General features: G+C 30.9%; 19 protein-coding genes. 7 read left to right on the forward strand and 12 right to left on the reverse strand.

Annotation, left to right across the window (positions count from 1 at the left end; all coding sequences use genetic code 11):
* Both ACIQ06_RS09795 and ACIQ06_RS09800 read right to left on the reverse strand, forming a co-directional pair.
* Window positions 1-368 (reverse strand): hypothetical protein (locus ACIQ06_RS09795; RefSeq protein ID WP_396145873.1); only part of this gene is annotated, 368 nt, incomplete at its 3' end.
* Window positions 369-378: 10 nt separating this feature from the next.
* Window positions 379-1443, reverse strand: a complete 1065-nt coding sequence (locus tag ACIQ06_RS09800; RefSeq protein ID WP_396145875.1) for a DUF3810 domain-containing protein — start codon at window positions 1441-1443, stop codon at window positions 379-381.
* 166 nt (window positions 1444-1609) lie between these two features.
* On the opposite strand from ACIQ06_RS09800, the gene ACIQ06_RS09805 reads away from it, so the two are divergent.
* Both ACIQ06_RS09805 and ACIQ06_RS09810 read left to right on the forward strand, forming a co-directional pair.
* The gene (locus ACIQ06_RS09805; protein WP_396145877.1) at window positions 1610-3070 is read left to right on the forward strand and encodes an aminoacyl-histidine dipeptidase; all 1461 of its coding nucleotides are present in this window, start codon (window positions 1610-1612) and stop codon (window positions 3068-3070) included.
* A 5-nt stretch (window positions 3071-3075) separates the two neighbouring features.
* Window positions 3076-3465, forward strand: coding sequence for an acyl-CoA thioesterase (locus ACIQ06_RS09810; protein ID WP_290835662.1), 390 nt, complete (start codon window positions 3076-3078; stop codon window positions 3463-3465).
* Between the two features lie 55 nt (window positions 3466-3520).
* On the opposite strand, the gene ACIQ06_RS09815 is transcribed toward ACIQ06_RS09810, so the two are convergent.
* Window positions 3521-4381, reverse strand: coding sequence for a helix-turn-helix domain-containing protein (locus tag ACIQ06_RS09815; RefSeq protein WP_396145879.1), 861 nt, complete (start codon window positions 4379-4381; stop codon window positions 3521-3523).
* Window positions 4382-4472: 91 nt separating this feature from the next.
* On the opposite strand from ACIQ06_RS09815, the gene ACIQ06_RS09820 reads away from it, so the two are divergent.
* A complete protein-coding gene (locus ACIQ06_RS09820; RefSeq protein ID WP_396145881.1) occupies window positions 4473-4835 on the forward strand; it encodes a DUF983 domain-containing protein in 363 nt (120 codons plus the stop codon).
* A 10-nt stretch (window positions 4836-4845) separates the two neighbouring features.
* On the opposite strand, the gene ACIQ06_RS09825 is transcribed toward ACIQ06_RS09820, so the two are convergent.
* The 7 genes from ACIQ06_RS09825 to ACIQ06_RS09855 all read right to left on the reverse strand — a co-directional run bounded on the left by ACIQ06_RS09825 (window position 4846) and on the right by ACIQ06_RS09855 (window position 10658).
* On the reverse strand, window positions 4846-5616 hold the full coding sequence (locus ACIQ06_RS09825) for a hypothetical protein (RefSeq protein WP_396145883.1): 771 nt from the start codon (window positions 5614-5616) through the stop codon (window positions 4846-4848).
* Window positions 5617-5625: 9 nt separating this feature from the next.
* Entirely contained in the window at window positions 5626-5916 is a 291-nt protein-coding gene (locus tag ACIQ06_RS09830; RefSeq protein ID WP_396145884.1) for a hypothetical protein, read from the reverse strand.
* Between the two features lie 22 nt (window positions 5917-5938).
* A complete protein-coding gene (locus ACIQ06_RS09835; protein WP_396145886.1) occupies window positions 5939-6598 on the reverse strand; it encodes a hypothetical protein in 660 nt (219 codons plus the stop codon).
* 90 nt (window positions 6599-6688) lie between these two features.
* Window positions 6689-7237 carry a PepSY-associated TM helix domain-containing protein gene (locus ACIQ06_RS09840; RefSeq protein WP_396145888.1) on the reverse strand — a complete coding sequence of 183 codons (549 nt, stop codon included), beginning with the start codon at window positions 7235-7237 and terminating at the stop codon, window positions 6689-6691.
* A gap of 4 nt (window positions 7238-7241) precedes the next feature.
* Entirely contained in the window at window positions 7242-9443 is a 2202-nt protein-coding gene (locus ACIQ06_RS09845; RefSeq protein WP_396145890.1) for a TonB-dependent siderophore receptor, read from the reverse strand.
* Between the two features lie 195 nt (window positions 9444-9638).
* The gene (locus ACIQ06_RS09850) at window positions 9639-10142 is read right to left on the reverse strand and encodes a DUF6265 family protein (protein ID WP_396145892.1); all 504 of its coding nucleotides are present in this window, start codon (window positions 10140-10142) and stop codon (window positions 9639-9641) included.
* A 6-nt stretch (window positions 10143-10148) separates the two neighbouring features.
* Window positions 10149-10658: a DUF6265 family protein gene (locus ACIQ06_RS09855; protein WP_396145894.1), complete on the reverse strand. Its 510-nt coding sequence runs from the start codon at window positions 10656-10658 to the stop codon at window positions 10149-10151.
* 101 nt (window positions 10659-10759) lie between these two features.
* Here ACIQ06_RS09855 and prfA point away from each other — a divergent pair, with 101 nt between their 5' ends.
* Both prfA and pyrF read left to right on the forward strand, forming a co-directional pair.
* Complete coding sequence (prfA, locus tag ACIQ06_RS09860) at window positions 10760-11833, forward strand: peptide chain release factor 1 (protein ID WP_396145896.1); 1074 nt, start codon at window positions 10760-10762, stop codon at window positions 11831-11833.
* Between the two features lie 121 nt (window positions 11834-11954).
* Complete coding sequence (pyrF, locus tag ACIQ06_RS09865; protein ID WP_396145898.1) at window positions 11955-12779, forward strand: orotidine-5'-phosphate decarboxylase; 825 nt, start codon at window positions 11955-11957, stop codon at window positions 12777-12779.
* Here pyrF and ACIQ06_RS09870 read toward each other — a convergent pair.
* The gene (locus ACIQ06_RS09870; RefSeq protein WP_396145900.1) at window positions 12769-14364 is read right to left on the reverse strand and encodes a family 16 glycosylhydrolase; all 1596 of its coding nucleotides are present in this window, start codon (window positions 14362-14364) and stop codon (window positions 12769-12771) included. The two genes, pyrF and ACIQ06_RS09870, sit on opposite strands and share 11 nt — an antisense overlap.
* Before the next feature lie 153 nt (window positions 14365-14517).
* Here ACIQ06_RS09870 and ACIQ06_RS09875 point away from each other — a divergent pair, with 153 nt between their 5' ends.
* Window positions 14518-15300 (forward strand): alpha/beta fold hydrolase, encoded by a 783-nt coding sequence (locus ACIQ06_RS09875; RefSeq protein ID WP_396145902.1) that lies wholly within the window; start codon window positions 14518-14520, stop codon window positions 15298-15300.
* A 193-nt stretch (window positions 15301-15493) separates the two neighbouring features.
* On the opposite strand, the gene ACIQ06_RS09880 is transcribed toward ACIQ06_RS09875, so the two are convergent.
* A complete protein-coding gene (locus tag ACIQ06_RS09880) occupies window positions 15494-16204 on the reverse strand; it encodes a DUF4197 domain-containing protein (protein WP_396145904.1) in 711 nt (236 codons plus the stop codon).
* Window positions 16205-16438: 234 nt separating this feature from the next.
* Between ACIQ06_RS09880 and ACIQ06_RS09885 the strand changes: the two genes are divergently transcribed.
* Window positions 16439-19867: a methylmalonyl-CoA mutase family protein gene (locus tag ACIQ06_RS09885; protein ID WP_396145906.1), complete on the forward strand. Its 3429-nt coding sequence runs from the start codon at window positions 16439-16441 to the stop codon at window positions 19865-19867.
* Window positions 19868-19950 lie beyond the last annotated feature (83 nt).

Below are 19950 nucleotides of genomic sequence, written 5' to 3' on the forward strand. Positions count from 1 at the left end.
CTAATAACTAGAACAATACTTGTAATTAATTTTGATATTATTTTATTTTTATAATAGTTGTAAATATTTAAAATTAATACAATAGAGATTATAAAAAATATCAGTTTGTTAATTATTTTTTGTTGTGTGAAAATACTACTTACAGAGAAAATAATAAATAATGATAAAGAGAAAATTGTTAGGATGTAATTTGCAAAACTATTAGATATGTCATTGTCTTTTTTATGATATAATTTTAAATTACTTTTTATTTCATCTTCGTTAAAACCGTCATTTTTTAAGAAAAGGATTATTTCCGAAATTGCATAATTATTTTGTTGATAACGTTCAATTTCTATATTAATATTTTTTTTTGATGATGTTTTCATATTTTAAAATTTATTTTAATTCTTTTTCTTTGTAATAATTAATCAACAAATCCACATATTTACTATAACTTTCCAAACCATCTTTTTGCTGATTCATTTTTAAAAATTGATCGTAAAAAGCGTGAAATCCTTTGTCAATTATAGTGTCATAACTTTTCCAAAACGCTTCACTTTCTTTGTAGTTTTCAATAATTCCAGGATTGATTTTGTTTTTGTAATACTCAAATTTAGATTCACTTTTCATTCCAATGTTATTTAAACAATAACGCAAAGCATATTGATAAGCCGAATATTGAAAATACAAATCGTCGTTTTTTACACTTGCTAAAAATCCTATAAAGTTACATTCGCTTTCACTTGCAAAACCCATTTGATGTGCCATTTCGTGATTAATTGTCATCGGAAAACCAATCATCGGAATTTTATCATTCACTTGAGCTTCATTTGTAAACGGATTCAAATAACCTCCAAAACCCATATACGTCAACTGCAAACTAAACAACGATTTCTTTCTACTCGGAGTTTCATATTTGAAAAAAGTATATTGATTTTCCAAATTATCATAGCCATTTTGAGTCATTTTGAAAATAGAATCTTGCGAATAGGGAACACTTACTTTCAGGTTTTTATTATTCGTAATTTTAAAATGAATTTCATTGGTTTTTGCAATTAATTTCTCTGTAAAAAGAAACAAATCTTCATCAGAATATTCGCGTTTAATACTCATTTTTTCAAACAACGGAACTCTATAATAATTAAAACCCCATAAAAAATGAAACAAAAAATAAGCCACAGATAAAACATTGGTAATTTTCAATAGATTATTTTTCCAATGCAATCGCCACGATTTTCTCGTTTTCCAAAGTTGAATCAGTAAATAAATAATCAATAGTCCATAAATTACATCTCCAACAGAAAAAGGAATTTTGCCTAAAATAGTTCTAGAAATTCTCGAAATATAAACATACAAGCCATTGCTATAGATACGTTCAACAGTTTCAGGAAAAAAGGCAATCACTTTCAGAAATAGAATCTGAAATAGTAAAAATATTGGTAGAATGAATTTTCTTTTCATTAGTAAAATTAGAAATGTAAATATAATCACAAATCAATTCGCAAAGAAATTAAACTTTGTAACTTTGTGTTTTAATATAAAATAATGCAATCTGTAATTTCGTGAAATTTCCGCATTTAATTAATTCGTGAAAATTCGTGAAATTCGTGTCAAAACAAACATAAAAATGAGCCAAGAAATTAGAAACCTTGAACCAAAAGCACTTTGGAACAAGTTTGCCGATTTAAACGCAGTACCACGTCCATCTAAAAAAGAAGAGCGCGTAATTGAGTTTATGAAAAACTTCGGAACCAGTTTAGGATTAGAAACTTTTGAAGATGAAATCCGTAATGTAATCATCCGTAAACCTGCAACTCCTGGAATGGAAAACCGCAAAACCATTGTCTTACAAGGACATTTGGATATGGTACACCAAAAAAATAACGACACCAATTTCGATTTCTTGACGCAAGGAATTGACATGTTCGTTGATGGAGATTGGGTAAAAGCAAAAGGAACAACACTTGGTGCTGATAACGGACTTGGAGTTGCCGCAATTATGGCAGTTTTAGAAAGTAAAGACATTCCGCATCCTGCTATTGACGCACTTTTTACCATTGATGAAGAAACCGGAATGACTGGAGCTTTAAACCTAAAAGGTGGCATTTTAAAAGGAGAAATTCTTTTAAATTTAGATACTGAAGAAGACGACGAAATTGACATTGGTTGTGCTGGTGGCGTTGATGTTACAGCAACTAGAAGTTATAATGAAGAAGAAACTCCAGAAGGTTCTGTAGGTTACACAATCACTGTAAAAGGTTTGAATGGCGGACATTCAGGAATGGATATTCACAAAGGTTTGGGTAATGCTAACAAAATCATGAACCGACTTTTATTTGACGGTTTTGAGAATTTCGGACTTCAAATTGCTGAAATTTCTGGTGGAAGTTTGCGTAATGCTATTCCGAGAGAAAGTGTTGCTAAAGTGATTGTTGCGGCTATGTATGACGAAGCTTTTGTGTTTGATATGCAAGAAGTTATAGGTGATATTAAAGCCGAGTTTAAAGTAATGGAACCTAATTTGACTATCGAAATTGTAAAGTCAGATTTACCTGCTAAAGTGATGGATTTAGGAGTTCAAGAAGGTTTGCTTCGTTCTATTTATGCAGCTCATAATGGCGTTTACCGAATGAGTCCAGACATGGAAGATTTGGTAGAAACTTCTAATAATATTGCAAGAGTTATTGTTAAAGATGGTGAGATTTCTATTCAGAATTTAACGCGTTCGTCTGTTGAAAGTTCTAAATTTGATTTAGCAAATGCATTGCGTTCGGCATACGAATTATTTGGTTGCGAAGTTGATTTTGCAGGAAGTTATCCAGGTTGGACACCAAATCCGAAATCGGAAATATTAGATGTTCTAACTTCTATTTATGAAAAACAAAACGGCGATAAACCAAAAGTTGTAGCTTGTCATGCAGGTTTAGAATGTGGAATTTTAGGAACCAATTATCCAGGAATGGACATGATTTCGTTTGGACCAACGATTCACGGAGCACATTCTCCAGATGAGAGAGCTAGTATTTCTTCTTCACAAAAGTTTTGGAAATTTTTCTTAGAAATTTTAGCGAATATTCCTGTAAAGTAAATAAAATGAATGATTTAAGAGAAAGTAAAGTAGAAAATTCTGTTACTAGAGTTTTTAAAGCAGTTTTTCCAAATACTACAAATCACTATGATACTCTTTTTGGTGGTACCGCAATGCTATACATGGACGAAGTTGCTTTTATTACAGCAACGCGCTTTAGCAGACAAAAAATGGTAACTGTAAGTAGTGATCGAATTGATTTTAAAAGACCAATTCCGCATGGAACAATTATAGAATTAATAGGTAAAGTGACTTATGTAGGGTCAACCAGTTTAAAAATTAGAGTGGATATTTTTATTGAAGAAATGTATTCTGAAATAAGAGAAAAAGCTATAACTGGCGAATTCACTTTTGTTGCAATTGACGAAAATAAAAAACCAGTAAAAATTGTTTAATTCTATTTTTTTAATTTTATATAAAAGACTTTCTGTAAAACGAAAGTCTTTTTTTTTACAATTTATTTCTAAATTCACTCGGAGAATTTCCAGTTTCTTTTTTGAAGAGTTTTGCAAAATAGGAGTAGTTCTCATAATTCAATTCGTCTGCAATTTGACTTATCGATTTATTTTGATTGATTAATAGTCTTTTGGCTTCGAGAATTACTCGTTCTGTGATTAGTTCGGTTGCTGTTTTATTCAAAATTGTTTTGCAAATTCTATTCAAGTGTTTCAATGTAATACTCATTTTAGAAGCGTAAAACGATGGCGATTTTTCGGATTTAAAATGCAAATCAATTAATTTTTCAAACTGATTTATTTTATGATTGTAGATTGGTGTTTTGTGATTGTTTTCAGGTGAATATTTTCTCGAAATTTCTATGTTTATGATATCTAATAAATTTAAAATCGCCTCTTTTTGTTTAGATTTAACCGATTCGCTTTCCTTTTTCATCAAATGAAAATAAACTTCAATTTCTTTTAGTTCTTCTTCATTATAAATTAATTCAGGATTAGATTTCACTGATTGATAAAAAGAATAATCTTCAATTTTATTATTTCCAAAATGTAAATTATAGATTTCTTGCGAATAAAAAACAATGTATCCATCAATATCATCAGATAATTTCCAACTGTGAATTTGTCCAGGTTGTAACATAAAAAGACTTCCTCTATTTATTTCATATCGATCAAAATCAATTTCATGAATACCACTTCCATGTGTAAATAATACTAGTAAGTAAAAATTGTGACGGTGTGGTTTTTCAATAAAACTATGATCTTTTAGATGGTTTTTAAATGAATTTACATACAGTTCACTATTTACAGTATTGTAATTAAAATTTGAAATTCCGTATATTGGAAGTTTGTTCATTTTATAAAATGTCCTTTTTGTAGTAGTAATAGCGAATTTACAAAATGTTTTTCAAACAAATATCACTTAACTTTGTAGAAAATTTCAAAACATGTTATCTACCATATCGCACATCTTCAAAAATGAATGTCCAAATTGTTATAAAGGAAAAGTTTTTGCCGATAAAAGCTTCTTTTTTAGTGTAGGATTTCCGAAAATGAATACGCATTGCAGTCATTGTAATTATAAATTCGAAAAAGAGCCAGGTTATTTTTTTGGAGCAATGTTCGTTAATTATGCCATTACTGTTGGTCAAGCTTTGATTACCTTTTTTGTGGCATCGCGGTTTTTTGATAAAATTTTCGATTTCAGAATTTTATTCATCATTGGATTCGTAATTCTCGCCTTGAGTTTTTTCAATATTCGATTATCACGAATGATTTGGATTTATGCTTTTAAAAATTACAGAAATTAAAATGAGTTAACTACTGCGTTTCATAAATTAGTTTATGATTTTTAATTAGTTTTTGACTTTTATTTTTGATAGAAATGGGAAGTTTTTTCCAATTTTCATCATTTTCAATATGATAATTATCACCTTCATTTCCTGCTGGATAATAAGAGGTTGCTTTGCTTTTTTCGATGTTTTTATTGTTGAAAGTGTACACAATTTGTTTGTAAGGTTTGGCGTCTAAACCATCGCTATTTCCAAAATAAGACAAATAAAATTCAGGAATTCCGTCTTTATTTTCATCTGAAATGGAGCAATTTGGATAATCAAATTCAGGCCAATACACTACATTTCCAAAATCTTGAAATTTGGCTTTTTGAACAATTCCACCATGATCGTGAGCTACAATTAGAGCATATAAGTTATGCTCACTAAAATTGATTGAATCAACAACTTCGGTATTTGTGGTTGGATATGGATTAGAATCTTCCGTTAGTTTCCAACTTTTAGTTTTAAAATCAAATACTTCAGAAACACTTGTTTTTTCATAATCGAGAATTCTTGAAAGTTTCAAAATTTGTTTCTTAAAAATAAAATCAAAAGTACCATAAGCACTTTCGCAATGTACAATCATGGTTGTTTTACCAAAAGTTTTGAATTCGTAATTATATTCTAGTTCTTCAAATTGGTGATTGAATTGTAAAGAATCTTTAGGATAGAAATAAGTTACTTTTATATTTTTATTTTGACCAAAAGAAATATAAAAAACTAAAAAGCTAAGAAAAGTAAAAAGAAATTTATTCATAAAATACAATTAATTTCCAGCTATTGGACTACCAAAAATGCCAACAGCAAGTTCTGCCCAAAGCAAGAAAAGCAAAAGTAAAATAATTCCGGAAATGAGTATTCGATGCTTTGTACTTTTTACTTTACGAAGTACAAATTCAATTACCAAACTCGTTCCAAAAAGTAATATTCCAGCCATAACAAAATCCATAACCGACCAATTGACTTCATTAGTGAATTGCATCGCAATGAATGGAATTAGTAATAGTAGGAATACTATTGAGAGTAGAAGAAGGATAGTTTTTGGTTTTGGTAGCATTTTTATATTGAATAATTAATTTTTATTTTCTGTTATCTTCAATAACTTCGAAAAAGTAGCTGTCATAAATTTCATTTTTAGATTTATCAAAACCTAACAATCTATTTTTTATTTCTCTATTATTTTCATCAATTTGAATTAGATATTTTTTTGTTTTTCCGTTATCATTTTCACCGAAAGCATTTGAGATGTTTCTAATTACGAATTTATCTGTTATCAGAACATCATCAAACTTTTTCCTGTCAATTGTAATTAAACTATCTTTTATAGAATATTTTCCATAAAAGTGTTTTCTACTTGCCCAACTTCCACTTTTAATTATGTATTCTCCATTTTTTTTGAAATCAGCATAGACACCATGATTTTCTACTTTAAATAACGTTTTAGAATTTAGTTTTATTTCGTAGTAAGATACTATTCCGAGATTTAGAAAAACTAAAATAATACCAATAATTGTTATGGAATAACTCTTTAATTTTTTCGTTTTCTTGTAACTCTCAATATCATCAAAAATTCCTTTGTAAAGTGTATAAAGACCAATTCCGCCAATAATAGGATAAATAAATATCTGAAAAATATTGTCTTGATGATATGATCGAAATAGTATGTATGCGAATAAAAATCCACTTATTATTAATGTAAAAATTTTATTTTTATCAATCAGTAATTTTAAATTTTTCAATTTAGAAATTGTTTAACATTTTTTTTTGTCATAATTAATCTTCCCAAATATACCAAAAAAAGCTCCAATCTAAATCGGAGCTTTACAACCTTAAACAAAAATCAATATCAATAACGGTACTATTAATCCGGCTAGTGCTAGTTTCCAGCCACGTTTTTTGAAAGTAAACTTTCCTGCAGGAATCATGATGGCACCAGTTAGTGCTATAGTTATTAATGATAATCCAAAAATATCACTGTAATAAATCCACCAATTAGAAGTGCTTTTATGTAATTTCATGGTTTGGCTAATGATAGGTGTTTTCATGAATGTTACAATTTCACCTTTGCCAGTTTTCAAATCAATTTCAACATCATTTTTCTCGAAGGATATTTTCAATTCGTCCTCTTTCACTTTGTGACGTCTAATTTTATCATCGATGCCAAGTTGTTTGCCAAGTTCTTCGGCATACTTTTCTGTGATATCCATATCTTTTGGAATGTTTACAGAAATAGTTTTTGTTTGAACCGTATATTTTTCAGGATGCCAATGTTCTCTGTGGTTCATCAATATTCCTGAAAAGGCAAAGGAAATAATCAATCCAATGTAAAAATAACCCAAATCGCGGTGTAAGTTTCTAGCTTTTAAAGGTGAAATCATGATTTTAAAATTTGTATCGTAATGATGTTAGTACTTGTCTTGGCGCAATAGGATTAACGCTATAATTTTCGTGAACCGTGTAATTCAATTCGTTGGTAATATTTGATAATTTGCACAATAATGAGAACTTTTTCCAATCATAACCAATAGAAAAATCAATTGTTGTATAATCATTAAGCGTAATTTCTCTGTCATTAATACTAGTTGCAAATGTTGTTGGGTTTACAACTACTTGATTGTTCCAACCTCCAACACGTTTTCCAATGTAATTTCCAATGGCTCCAAAAGACAATCCTTTTAGTTTTCCGTTTGGTAAGGTATAGAAAAAACTTAAATTAGCTGTGTTTGCTGGAGTTCTTACTAATCTATCGCCAACAATAAAACTTCCATTTGTTCCAGATGTTTTGGTATATCGCATATCATTGTAACTGTAACCAGCGTTGATATTTAAACCTTCAATTGGTCTTGCTGTAATGTCAACTTCAATTCCTTTGCTCTTGGTTTCGCCACTCAAAACTTTTACAGTTGTGTCAGTATTAGTTGAACCATCGGCTTTGAATTCTGCTGTTTGAGCTAAATTGTCGTTTGTTATTTGATACAAAGTTACATTCAAACTCAGTAATCCTTTCCAAAAATCATTTTTAACTCCTACTTCATATTGAGCAATGATTGACGGATCTAAAACATCACCTGAAACTGTTGTTCCGGTATTTGGAGTAAATGAATCGGAGTAACTAGCAAATAATGAAGTATTCTTTGTCGGTTGGAATACCAAACCAATTTTTGGAGAAAAAGCTACGTCTTTTTGTTTTACACCATTTGTAGTTACATTCGGATTTACAGCTAAATTATGTGTTACAGGTTGCGATTCTTGCCAAGACCAACGAAGACCTGCCAAAATTTTAAATTTTTCTGTAATTGAAATTAAATCTTGTATATAAACTCCAAATCTATTTGTGGTTGTTTTTACAATTCGTGTGTTAGTGCTTTCTGGAATTCCTGTACCTTGATTGAAATTTTCAAAGTCGTAAATGTTTCCACTTCCATACGTAGTTGGATTAAAAACATATGTGTAGGCTTGTGCAAATGAGTTTTCATAATCTACACCAGTAAGTAATTGATGTTTAATTTTTCCAGTTGAGAAATTTCCCTGTAAACTCAATTGTTCTGAGGCAATGGCTTCTTCGTTTCTATTTTGTCCCAAAGGTCGATTCCAATCACCATTTGCAGCTGGTTGAATACGCTCAGTTCCTTTAAAAGTTCTTGTATAATCTTGAAATGAACTATTGAAATTTATTTTCCAATTAGAATTAAATTCGTGTTTAACTAATGCAGAAACTGTAGTTTGTTTCGTCTGCCCAGTTGACCAAGTTGCTCCCAAAAATAAATCTCGAGGCAAATCAATTATTTTTTTACCAATAATAACGGTACCGAAATCTGGAGTCCAATCATCATGTAAATAGTCACCTTGAATGAGAATTTCCGTTTTTTTATTTACTGCAAATAACAAAGAAGGATTAATGTAGAAACGTTCTTTCTTTACAATATCTCTAAAACTTTCTGAATTTTCGTAAGAACCATTAATGCGATAAGCTATACTTTTATTTAGAGGACCATAAAAATCTAAAGAAGGTTTGTAAAAATTATAGCTTCCTGCTTGCATGGCTATTTCTCCACCTTTGGTAAAAGAAGGTGCCTTTGTTACCATATTTAAGATGCCACCAGGAGCAACATTTCCAAATAACAAGGCAGCGCTTCCTTTCAAAATTTCAACTTTTTCAAGAGAAGAAACTTCAGGCATTGAACCACTATTTAATCGGAAACCATTTTTAAAAATATTATTGGCAGACATATCATATCCTCTAGAGAAAAATGATTCCTGAGCACCACCACGAGCCGAACCAACATAAACACCGTTAGCATTCTTTATTACATCACTTAATCTTATGGATTGTTGTTGTTCAATTATAGTGCTACCAATTACCTGAAAGCTTTGAGGTAAATCTAAAGGTTTGATGTTAGAGCGAACAACAGAAGGTGTTTTTTGATGTTTGTTTGAAATAATAACCTCTCTAAGAATTTCACCTTTTCTCTTTTTTATAGTATCATTTTCTGCATAAAAATCATCAAATGTTTCGGCTTCTTGAGAGAAACTTATGGAGCAAATCAAAAGTGATAGGATTGGAAATAATTTATATTTGTACATTTATTTAGAATAATTAAAAATAATATTGTTTTAACGGTGCAAATATAAATACGTAAAATCAATTTACAAAACTTATTTAGACTAAATATAAATAATTAACATTTCAACAAATTTAAATCATTGATTTGTTTAAAAATAGAGATAAAAAAAACTTGCCATTAAGCAAGTTTTAAAAGATTTGAAATAGGTAATTAACTATTTTACCTTATTCATAGGATAATCTTCAGCACTGTTTTTTCCGTTTTGTTTTCCGGATATGGTTGTTATTAAACTTCCATTTTTCATAAGTTTATACTGAATTTTTTGAGGATATTCATGTTTCGGATTTTCAAAAACCAATAAGCTATCTTCGTCTTTAGTCATTTGAAATGGAATAGGTGAGTCGTTGTTTTCTCCTTTAATTGTAGTTGTATAAAATAAATGTTCACCATTTTGCATTAGTTCAACTTGTTCGTTGTGCAATGTGTCTTTTTCATTTTGAATGTAATAAGACAAACCAACAAATGTGCTGTCATCTAATCGCTCCCAAATTTCTCTAAGTGTTCCTAGACTATCTTTTTTCTCCCATTCTCCCAATATCCAATTGGCTTTTTCAAGCTCTTCGTAGTCTTTTATAATATTTCCATTAGCGTCATATTTGTTACAAGAAACAATAGATAGTAATAGAATTGTAAGTAGTGATATAGATAATTTATTCATGTTCTTTTATTTAGTTTTTTTCATTGGAAAAGTTTCTTTCATTTCCTTGCCGTCTTTTTTACCATAAATAACAGCAACTAAACTATCATTTGTGATTTTTGTATAAACAATTTTGGTAGGAAAATCATGCTTTGGATTTTCGAAAGTTAACTCTTTATCGTCAGATTTTGTCAAATAAAATGAAACTGGCTTTTCCTTATTTTGATCTTTGACAGAAACTTTGTAAAACAAGGAATCGTTTGATTCAAATAAATCTATTTTTTCATAGAAAACAGTGTCTTTTTCTACAATCACAAAACTTTCTCCAACAAATGTGCTATCATTTTCCGTTTTCCAAATTTCCTTAAAGGTAGCTTCCTTTGAAATGTTCTCCCAATTACCAATAAACCAATTAGCTTTTTTAAGTTGATTGAATTCTTTTTTTGTTTTAATTCCAAAAACTTCAATTTGAGATTCTTTTTTACAAGATGTCATCAAGATAATTGAAAGTAGCGTGATTAGAAGTGTTTTTTTCATTTAAAATAATAATTTATACAATATTATAAAAAAACTGCCAACTGAACACTGCCAACTGAACACTTTTTTTACTACTTTTGCACTCCAAAATACAGATTACAATGTTAGAAAGACTTCAATATGTAAAACAGCGTTTCGATGAAATTTCAGATTTGATTATTCAACCTGATGTTATTTCGGATCAAAAGCGTTATGTGCAATTAAATCAAGAGTATAAAGGACTTAAAGATTTGATGGAAAAGCGCGAAGAATTGATAAATATTACAGGAAATATAGAAGAAGCCAACGAAATTATAGCCGATGGTTCAGATGCAGAAATGGTTGAAATGGCTAAAATGCAATTGGACGAAGCTAAAGAACGTCTTCCTCAACTAGAAGAAGAAATCAAGTTTATGTTGATTCCTAAAGATGCTGAAGATGCAAAAAATGTAATGGTTGAGATTCGTGCTGGAACTGGTGGTGATGAGGCTTCTATTTTTGCAGGAGATTTATTCAGAATGTACACTAAATATTGTGAAACACGTGGTTGGAGAACTTCTGTGGTTGATATGAACGAAGGAACTTCAGGTGGTTTTAAAGAGATTATTTTTGAAGTTACAGGTGAAGATGTTTACGGTACTTTAAAATTTGAAGCTGGCGTTCATCGTGTGCAACGTGTTCCTCAAACAGAAACTCAAGGTCGTGTGCATACATCAGCTGCAACAGTAATGGTTTTACCTGAAGCTGAAGAATTTGATGTTCAAATTGATATGAATGAAGTTCGTGTGGACTTTTTCTGTTCTTCTGGACCAGGTGGACAATCGGTAAATACTACTAAATCTGCGGTTCGTTTAACACACATTCCAACAGGATTAGTGGCTCAATGTCAAGATCAAAAATCACAACATAAGAATAAAGATAAAGCTTTAGAGGTTTTACGATCACGTTTATATGAACAAGAATTAGCCAAAAAACAAGCCGAAGATGCAACTAAACGTTCATCTCAAGTAAGTTCTGGTGACCGTTCGGCAAAAATTAGAACTTATAACTACTCTCAAGGTCGTGTAACCGATCACAGAATTGGTTTAGACGTTTTCGATATGGATGGCGTTATGAATGGTAAAATTCAAAAATTTGTTGACGAATTGCAATTGGTTAACAACATGGAGAAACTTAAAGAATCTGAGGTTTTTTAATCAAAGAAAATAGAGAATAGAATAAAGAAAAAAGAGGCTGAACAATTTATGTTTAGCTTTTTTTTTAACACATAGCGAACTTTGCAAAAAACTTTGCGAACTTTGCAATCAAACAACTACGATGACAACACAGCAACTAATCGAACAAATTCAACTAAAAAAATCCTTTCTATGTATTGGTTTAGATGTTGATTTAACCAAAATTCCGCAACATTTACTTGAAGTTGAAGATCCAATTTTTGAATTCAACAAAGCCATAATTGATGCGACACATGATTTATGTGTTTCTTATAAACCAAATACAGCTTTTTATGAAGCATACGGAATAAAAGGTTGGCAATCATTGCAAAAAACCATTAATTATATAAACGAAAAGTATCCAGAAATTTTCACAATTGCAGATGCAAAACGTGGTGATATAGGAAATACTTCATCAATGTATGCCAAAGCTTTTTTTGAAGATTTGAATTTTGATTCCGTTACGGTTGCACCATATATGGGAAAAGATTCAGTGGAACCATTTTTGGCTTTTGAAAATAAACATACTATAATGTTGGCATTAACATCCAATGAAGGTGCTTTTGATTTTCAGACATTAGAAACTAATGGAAAAGAGTTATATAAGCAAGTTTTAGAAACTTCTAAAGGATGGAAAAACTCCGAAAATCTAATGTATGTAGTAGGAGCAACCAAAGCTGAATATTTCACCGAAATAAGAAAAATAATTCCAAGTAGTTTTCTTTTAGTTCCTGGAGTTGGTGCTCAAGGTGGAAATTTACAAGATGTTTGTAAATATGGAATGAGTGATAATGTTGGGTTACTTATTAACTCGTCAAGAGCCATAATTTACGCATCCAATACAACAGAATTTGCTGAGCAATCGAGAATGGAAGCTTTAAAAATTCAGAAAGAAATGGAAATAATTTTAGATACATTTAGTTCTTAACAAATTTAAATGTTTTTATACCAGTTTCATTTTCTAATTTTATAAAGTAAATTCCATTTTGAAAATGAGCTACATCAATAGAATTTTTAATTTCATTTAAAGAAATAGAACCAACTTCTTGTCCCAAAATGGAATAAATTTTAGCTTTTGTACCAATCAGGTCATTGGTTATTTGTATAGTTAAATTAGCTGTTACAGGATTTGGATAAACAATCAAATCATTTAAATTATTTTGATCTGGTGTTGATAAAAGATTTTCTTGATATACTCTTATATAGTCTACTTCCATCGAGCTCTGGGTAAAATTAGCAGCTACACCAGGTTCAATCGCAATATTTAATAAAAAATATTGTTGCTCATTAAATGGCCATGTATTAGCATTTTTTACTGCTGGATTATAGATGTAATGTACAATATCATCAACACTAAAAATCATTCGTTCAGCAGTCCACTCTAAGGTATAAACATGAAATTCACTTGAAACAGTATTTATTGTTCGACCACCTTTATTTATAGTATTTCCAAAGCTAGACGGAGTATGCATTGCACTTTGCACATAATTTTGGTTAGAACCCCAGTGTTCCATAATGTCTATTTCTCCGCAAGCAGGCCAATTGACTGTGCCATGGGTACTAGTCCAGAATGAGCCAGGTTCAATAATGTTTTTACCTAACATCCATATAGCAGGCCAAGTGCCAGAACCGATGGGCATTTTGGCTCGCACTTCAACGCGTCCATGTTTAAAAGCAAATTTTGAATTTAATCGAGCCGATGTAAATTGTTTAGTTTGTCCTTGATCTGTAAAAGTTTCTCTTTTGGCAACAATATTTAACATGCCATTATTTACGAAAGAATTCACTTGTCTGTTAGTATAATGCTGTAATTCGCCGTTATACCAATTTCCTCCAGCAGGTAATTGTGTTTGTAAAAACCAGTTGTTTGCGTTTACAACTCCATTTCCATTAAATTCATCAGACCAAACTAAATTATTAAAAACAGGTGTGTTGGTAAATGAATAAAGAAAATCATCAATATATGCAACAACTTGATTAGTGTTGTTTTCTCCGTTAACTTGAATCACGACTCTATTGAAATCAGATCTGTATAGTGGATTGGGTGAGCCACCATTTAAATTTATATAGTTATCTGTTGCAAAATTGAAAGTTACCACCTGCCATTGGTTTAATACAATTGGTTTTATAATTTCACATTGTGTGCTCCAGGGCTCTGCCAACAAACCATTTTGAAGTTTTAATGAGATTTGATTGGTTTGATTTCCAGTTATACCAGATGAAGGGACATATATCTTTAACGAGAATGTATGGTTTGCAGTTAAGTTAAAATTTGACGCTGTATCAAATCGCACATTTGCATATTGTCCGCCTGTATCTGAGTATTGTAGTACTTTTGTAGAAGTATTTATTCCAGTTTGAAAAGGATTGGTAAAACTATTGTTCATTCCACAGTTATCACCAAACCATGTTGTTATAGTGCCATTTCCTTGAAAATTATCGGATATTGTTTGTGCTTTTGAACTGTTTACAAAGACAACGATAATAAAAAATAATAAAGTAGTTGTACGCACGATTTGGTATTTATAGATGAGCAACAAATCTAAATGTAATTTTTAATAAAATAAAATTCTTTACCTTTATAAAAACTATACTAAAGGGTCAATAATGCTCAAATAACACGATAGAATCAAACAATAATAGTATTTTTGCCAAAAAGTAAACTTTTGATTTCCTACACACTATATAAAAACGAAAATTCTAACCAATGGGTAACTTTTGTGCACGGCGCAGGAGGAAGCTCTTCCATTTGGTTTAAGCAAATTAGAGAATTTCAAAAGCATTTTAATGTGTTGTTGTTAGATTTAAGAGGTCATGGCGATTCAAATTCTCAAATAAAAAAAGCATTTAAACAAAAATATACTTTCAAGTCAATAGCAAACGATGTTTTAGAAGTATTAGATCATTTACAAATTAAAGCATCCCATTTTGTCGGAATTTCATTAGGAACAATTGTAATTCGACAACTCGCAGAAATGCATCCCAATAGAGTGAAAAGCATGATCATGGGAGGAGCAATCTTAAAAATGAATTTCCGTTCTCAAATATTAATGCGATTAGGAAACATCTTTAAATATGTCTTGCCTTATTTGGTTCTATATAAGTTTTTTGCGTTTGTCATAATGCCTAATAAAAACCACAAACAATCTCGATTACTATTTATAAACGAAGCCAAAAAGTTATACCAAAAAGAATTCATAAGATGGTTCAAACTCACAGCCGAAATCAATCCAGTTTTGAAATGGTTTCGCCAGCAAGAGCTCAATATTCCAACTTTTTATGTTATGGGTGAAGAAGATTATATGTTTTTACCATCAGTAAGAAAAGTAGTCGAAAAGCATTATAAATCTTCTAAGTTATTTGTAATTGAAAAATGTGGCCACGTTGTAAATGTCGAGCAATCAACTATCTTTAACAATAAAGTTATCGCATTTATTCAAAAGAACTAAAACTAACTTTGCGACTTTAGGACAAAAAAAATGCCAATGCTTTCACAAACACTGGCAATCTTTTTAACTAACCTAAACCAAACAAAATAATAAATCCTCATTTATTACTCTGCAAATATCTTACTTAATTCTTAATGAGTATGTTAAGATAATGTTATACTTATGTTATTGATTATTAAAATAATAGCAATTATTATTTATTATCCTGCAAAGCAAAAACTTTTTTCAATAAATCAGAGGTTCTAGAGTTTAAATCTGTTCTGATATTCTTTTCTTCCACTGAGATCATTTTAAAAACACCTTCCATAGCTTTGTTTGTTGTATAGTCAGTTAAATCAGGATTTACTTTTTTAACTAATGGAATGGAATTGTATTTGGTAATAATATTAGCCCAAACTTTGTCAGCTCCAACTTTAGCAAATGAATTTTTAATCACAGGATTAAATTTAGCATACAAAGCTGTTGAAGTTGAACTTTGTAAGTAAGTTGTGGCTGCACTTTCATTTCCCATCAAAATGTTTTTAGCATCTGTAAAAGTTATTCCTTTTATGGCATCTACAAATATTGGAGTGGCTTGTTTTACAGCATCTTCTGCAGTTCTATTTATTGCTCTCAAACCATCATCGGCCAATTTTCCTAAACCAATTTTTCTTAATCCTGCATCTACTTTTTGTAATTCTTCTGGTAACAAAATTTTGACCATTTCGTTTTTATAAAATCCATCTACAGCAGTAAGTTTAGTTACTTGTTTATTGATTCCATTGTTTAACGCTTCTTTCAATCCGCCTGCAATATCTACATTTCCTTGTTCCAAGACGCCAGGTAGTTGATTGGCTATTTGTTGCATTTCTGCACAACTAGATAAGGTTAATCCAGCTAATAAAAGTAAAATTGTTTTTCTCATGGTGTTTTATTTTCTCATATAGGTTTACAAATATAGTGCCTCAAATGTTTATTTATTTTAAAATCAGCTTAATCCTATTTTTAAAATATTTTTTTAGTTTGTAAATCAGTTAATTGCTTAAAAATTTGTAGTCAAAATGATACAAAAATGAGTTGTTTTTTTTCTTGGTAATAAAATCGTATAAAAATTATTAAATTCGTAAATTGCACTCCTAAATTTGAATAAAAATTACAAATGGAACCACAAACTCCTTATATTCCTAAAAATAAAGTAAGAATTGTAACTGCAGCATCACTTTTTGATGGTCACGATGCAGCAATTAATATCATGAGAAGAATTATCCAAGCTACCGGTGTGGAGGTAATTCATCTTGGTCATGACAGAAGTGTTGAAGAAGTTGTAAATACAGCTATTCAAGAAGATGCTAATGCCATTGCAATGACTTCTTATCAAGGTGGTCACAACGAATATTTTAAATACATGTTCGATTTGCTTAAAGAAAAAGGAGCAGGACACATCAAGATTTTTGGTGGTGGTGGTGGCGTAATCCTTCCTTCTGAAATTTCTGAATTGCACGAATATGGAATCGAAAGAATTTATTCTCCAGATGACGGTCGTGCCATGGGTTTACAAGGAATGATTAACGATTTAGTACAACGTTCTGATTATCCAATTGGGGATAAATTAAATGGCGAATTAGCTCATATTGAGGATAAAAATCCAACGGCAATTGCAAGATTAATTTCTGCAGCTGAGAATTTCCCAGAAATTGCAAAAGCAGCTTTTGATGAAATTCATAAGAAAAATGAAACGAATAAAATTCCGGTTTTAGGAATCACAGGAACTGGTGGAGCTGGAAAATCATCGTTGGTTGACGAATTAGTTAGAAGATTTTTAATTGATTTTCCAACAAAAACTATCGGATTGATTTCTGTTGATCCATCAAAACGTAAAACTGGCGGCGCGCTTTTAGGAGATAGAATTCGTATGAATGCCATCAATAATTCTAGAGTTTACATGCGTTCGTTGGCAACTCGTCAATCGAATTTGGCTTTGTCTAAATATGTGAACGAGGCAATCGAAGTTTTAAAAGCAGCTAAATACGATATTATCATTCTAGAAACTTCTGGAATTGGACAATCGGATACTGAAATTATGGATCATTCCGATGTTTCACTTTACGTAATGACACCAGAATTTGGAGCAGCTACACAATTGGAAAAAATCGATATGTTAGATTTTGCTGATTTAGTAGCGTTGAATAAATTTGACAAACGTGGCGCTTTAGATGCCATTCGAGATGTAAAAAAACAATACCAACGCAATCATAATTTGTGGGATGCTGATGTAGAAACGATGCCAATTTTCGGAACAATTGCTTCACAATTCAACGATCCTGGAATGAATACACTCTACAAATCTATTATGGATAAAATTGTAGAAAAAACAGGAGCTGATTTAAAATCTACGTTCCAAATTACTCGTGAAATGAGTGAGAAAATTTTCGTAATTCCTCCACATAGAACTAGATATTTATCGGAGATTGCTGAAAACAATAGAAAATACGATGAAACTGCTTTAACTCAAGTTGAAGTAGCTCAAAAATTATATGGAATTTATAAAACGATAGAAACTGTTTTCGGAAGCAAGCCAAACTTAACAAAAGCAGGAATCGAAGAAACTATTTTACATTCAAAAGATGAAAGTAGAAATGAGTTTTTAAATCTTTTAGTAAAAGAATTTGATCGAGTAAAAATGAATCTTGATCCATACAATTGGGAAATCATTTTGACTTGGGATGAAAAAGTAAACAAATACAAAAACCCAATTTATAGTTTTAAAGTTCGTGATAAAGTCATTGAAATTAAAACACATAGCGAAAGTTTATCGCATTCTCAAATTCCAAAAATCTCATTACCAAAATACCAAGCTTGGGGTGATATTTTAAAATGGAATTTGCAAGAGAATGTTCCAGGAGAATTTCCTTTTGCTTCAGGTTTATATCCATTCAAACGTGAAGGAGAAGATCCGTCAAGAATGTTTGCCGGTGAAGGTGGACCAGAAAGAACCAACAAACGTTTCCATTATGTTTCTGCTGGATTGCCTGCAAAACGTCTTTCAACAGCTTTCGATTCGGTAACTTTATACGGAAATGACCCACACGTTCGTCCAGATATTTATGGAAAAATCGGAAATGCTGGAGTTTCAATCTGTTGTTTGGATGATGCTAAAAAATTATATTCTGGTTTCGATTTAAGTCATCCATTAACTTCGGTTTCGATGACAATCAATGGTCCGGCTCCAATGTTGTTAGGGTTTTTTATGAATGCTGCTATTGACCAAAATTGTGAAAAATACATTATCGAAAATAATCTTCAAACAGAAGTTGAAGAAAGAATTAACGAAATTTATAAGAAAAAAGGAACAGCTAGACCAAAATACCAAGGTGCTTTACCAGAAGGAAATAATGGTTTAGGTTTGATGCTTTTGGGTGTAACAGGAGACCAAGTTTTGCCTTTGGATGTTTATAATGATATTAAAATTAAAACTTTAGCTCAAGTTCGTGGAACAGTTCAAGCCGATATTTTGAAAGAAGATCAGGCACAAAATACTTGTATTTTCTCAACAGAATTTGCATTACGATTGATGGGTGACGTTCAAGAATATTTTATCAAACAAAATGTTCGTAATTTCTACTCGGTTTCTATTTCTGGGTATCATATTGCTGAAGCTGGTGCGAATCCGATTTCACAATTGGCATTTACATTAGCAAATGGTTTCACTTACGTGGAATATTATTTAAGTCGTGGAATGAATATCAACGATTTCGGACCAAACTTATCATTCTTCTTCTCAAACGGAATTGATCCAGAATATGCTGTAATCGGTCGAGTTGCTCGTAAAATTTGGGCGAAAGCCATGAAAAACAAATATGGAGCCAACGAAAGGGCCCAAATGTTGAAATACCATATTCAAACTTCTGGACGTTCTTTACACGCACAAGAAATTGATTTTAATGATATTCGTACAACGTTACAAGCATTGTATGCGATTTATGATAACTGTAATTCGTTACATACAAATGCATATGACGAAGCGATTACTACACCAACCGAAGAATCAGTTCGTAGAGCAATGGCAATTCAGTTGATTATTAATAAAGAATTAGGTTTAGCGAAAAACGAAAATCCAATTCAGGGTTCGTTTATTATTGAAGAGTTAACCGATTTAGTGGAAGATGCCGTTTTACAAGAATTTGACCGAATCACGGAACGTGGAGGTGTTTTAGGTGCAATGGAAACTATGTACCAACGTTCTAAAATTCAAGAAGAAAGTTTGTACTACGAAACTTTAAAACACACAGGTGAATTCCCAATTATCGGAGTAAATACGTTCTTGAGTTCTAAAGGTTCGCCTACGGTAATTCCGGCAGAAGTAATTCGTGCTACTGAAGAAGAAAAACAATATCAAATCGATATGTTGAACAATCTTCATAAAACAAGTGGTGAAAAAGTTGCAGAACAAATCAATATCATTCAAGATGCAGCCATCAACAACCAAAACATTTTTGAAAAATTAATGGATGCCACAAAAGTTTGTTCGTTAGGACAAATCACAAGTGCGTTGTTTGAAGTTGGTGGACAATATAGACGCAATATGTAAGCGACTCATACAAATCTTAATAAAAAATTGGCTATTAATTCGTAATTGAATTTAGTAGCCATTTTTTTATTATATTTTGTTTA

It is taken from the genome of Flavobacterium sp. (genome assembly GCF_044341265.1).
Lineage (GTDB): Bacteria > Bacteroidota > Bacteroidia > Flavobacteriales > Flavobacteriaceae > Flavobacterium.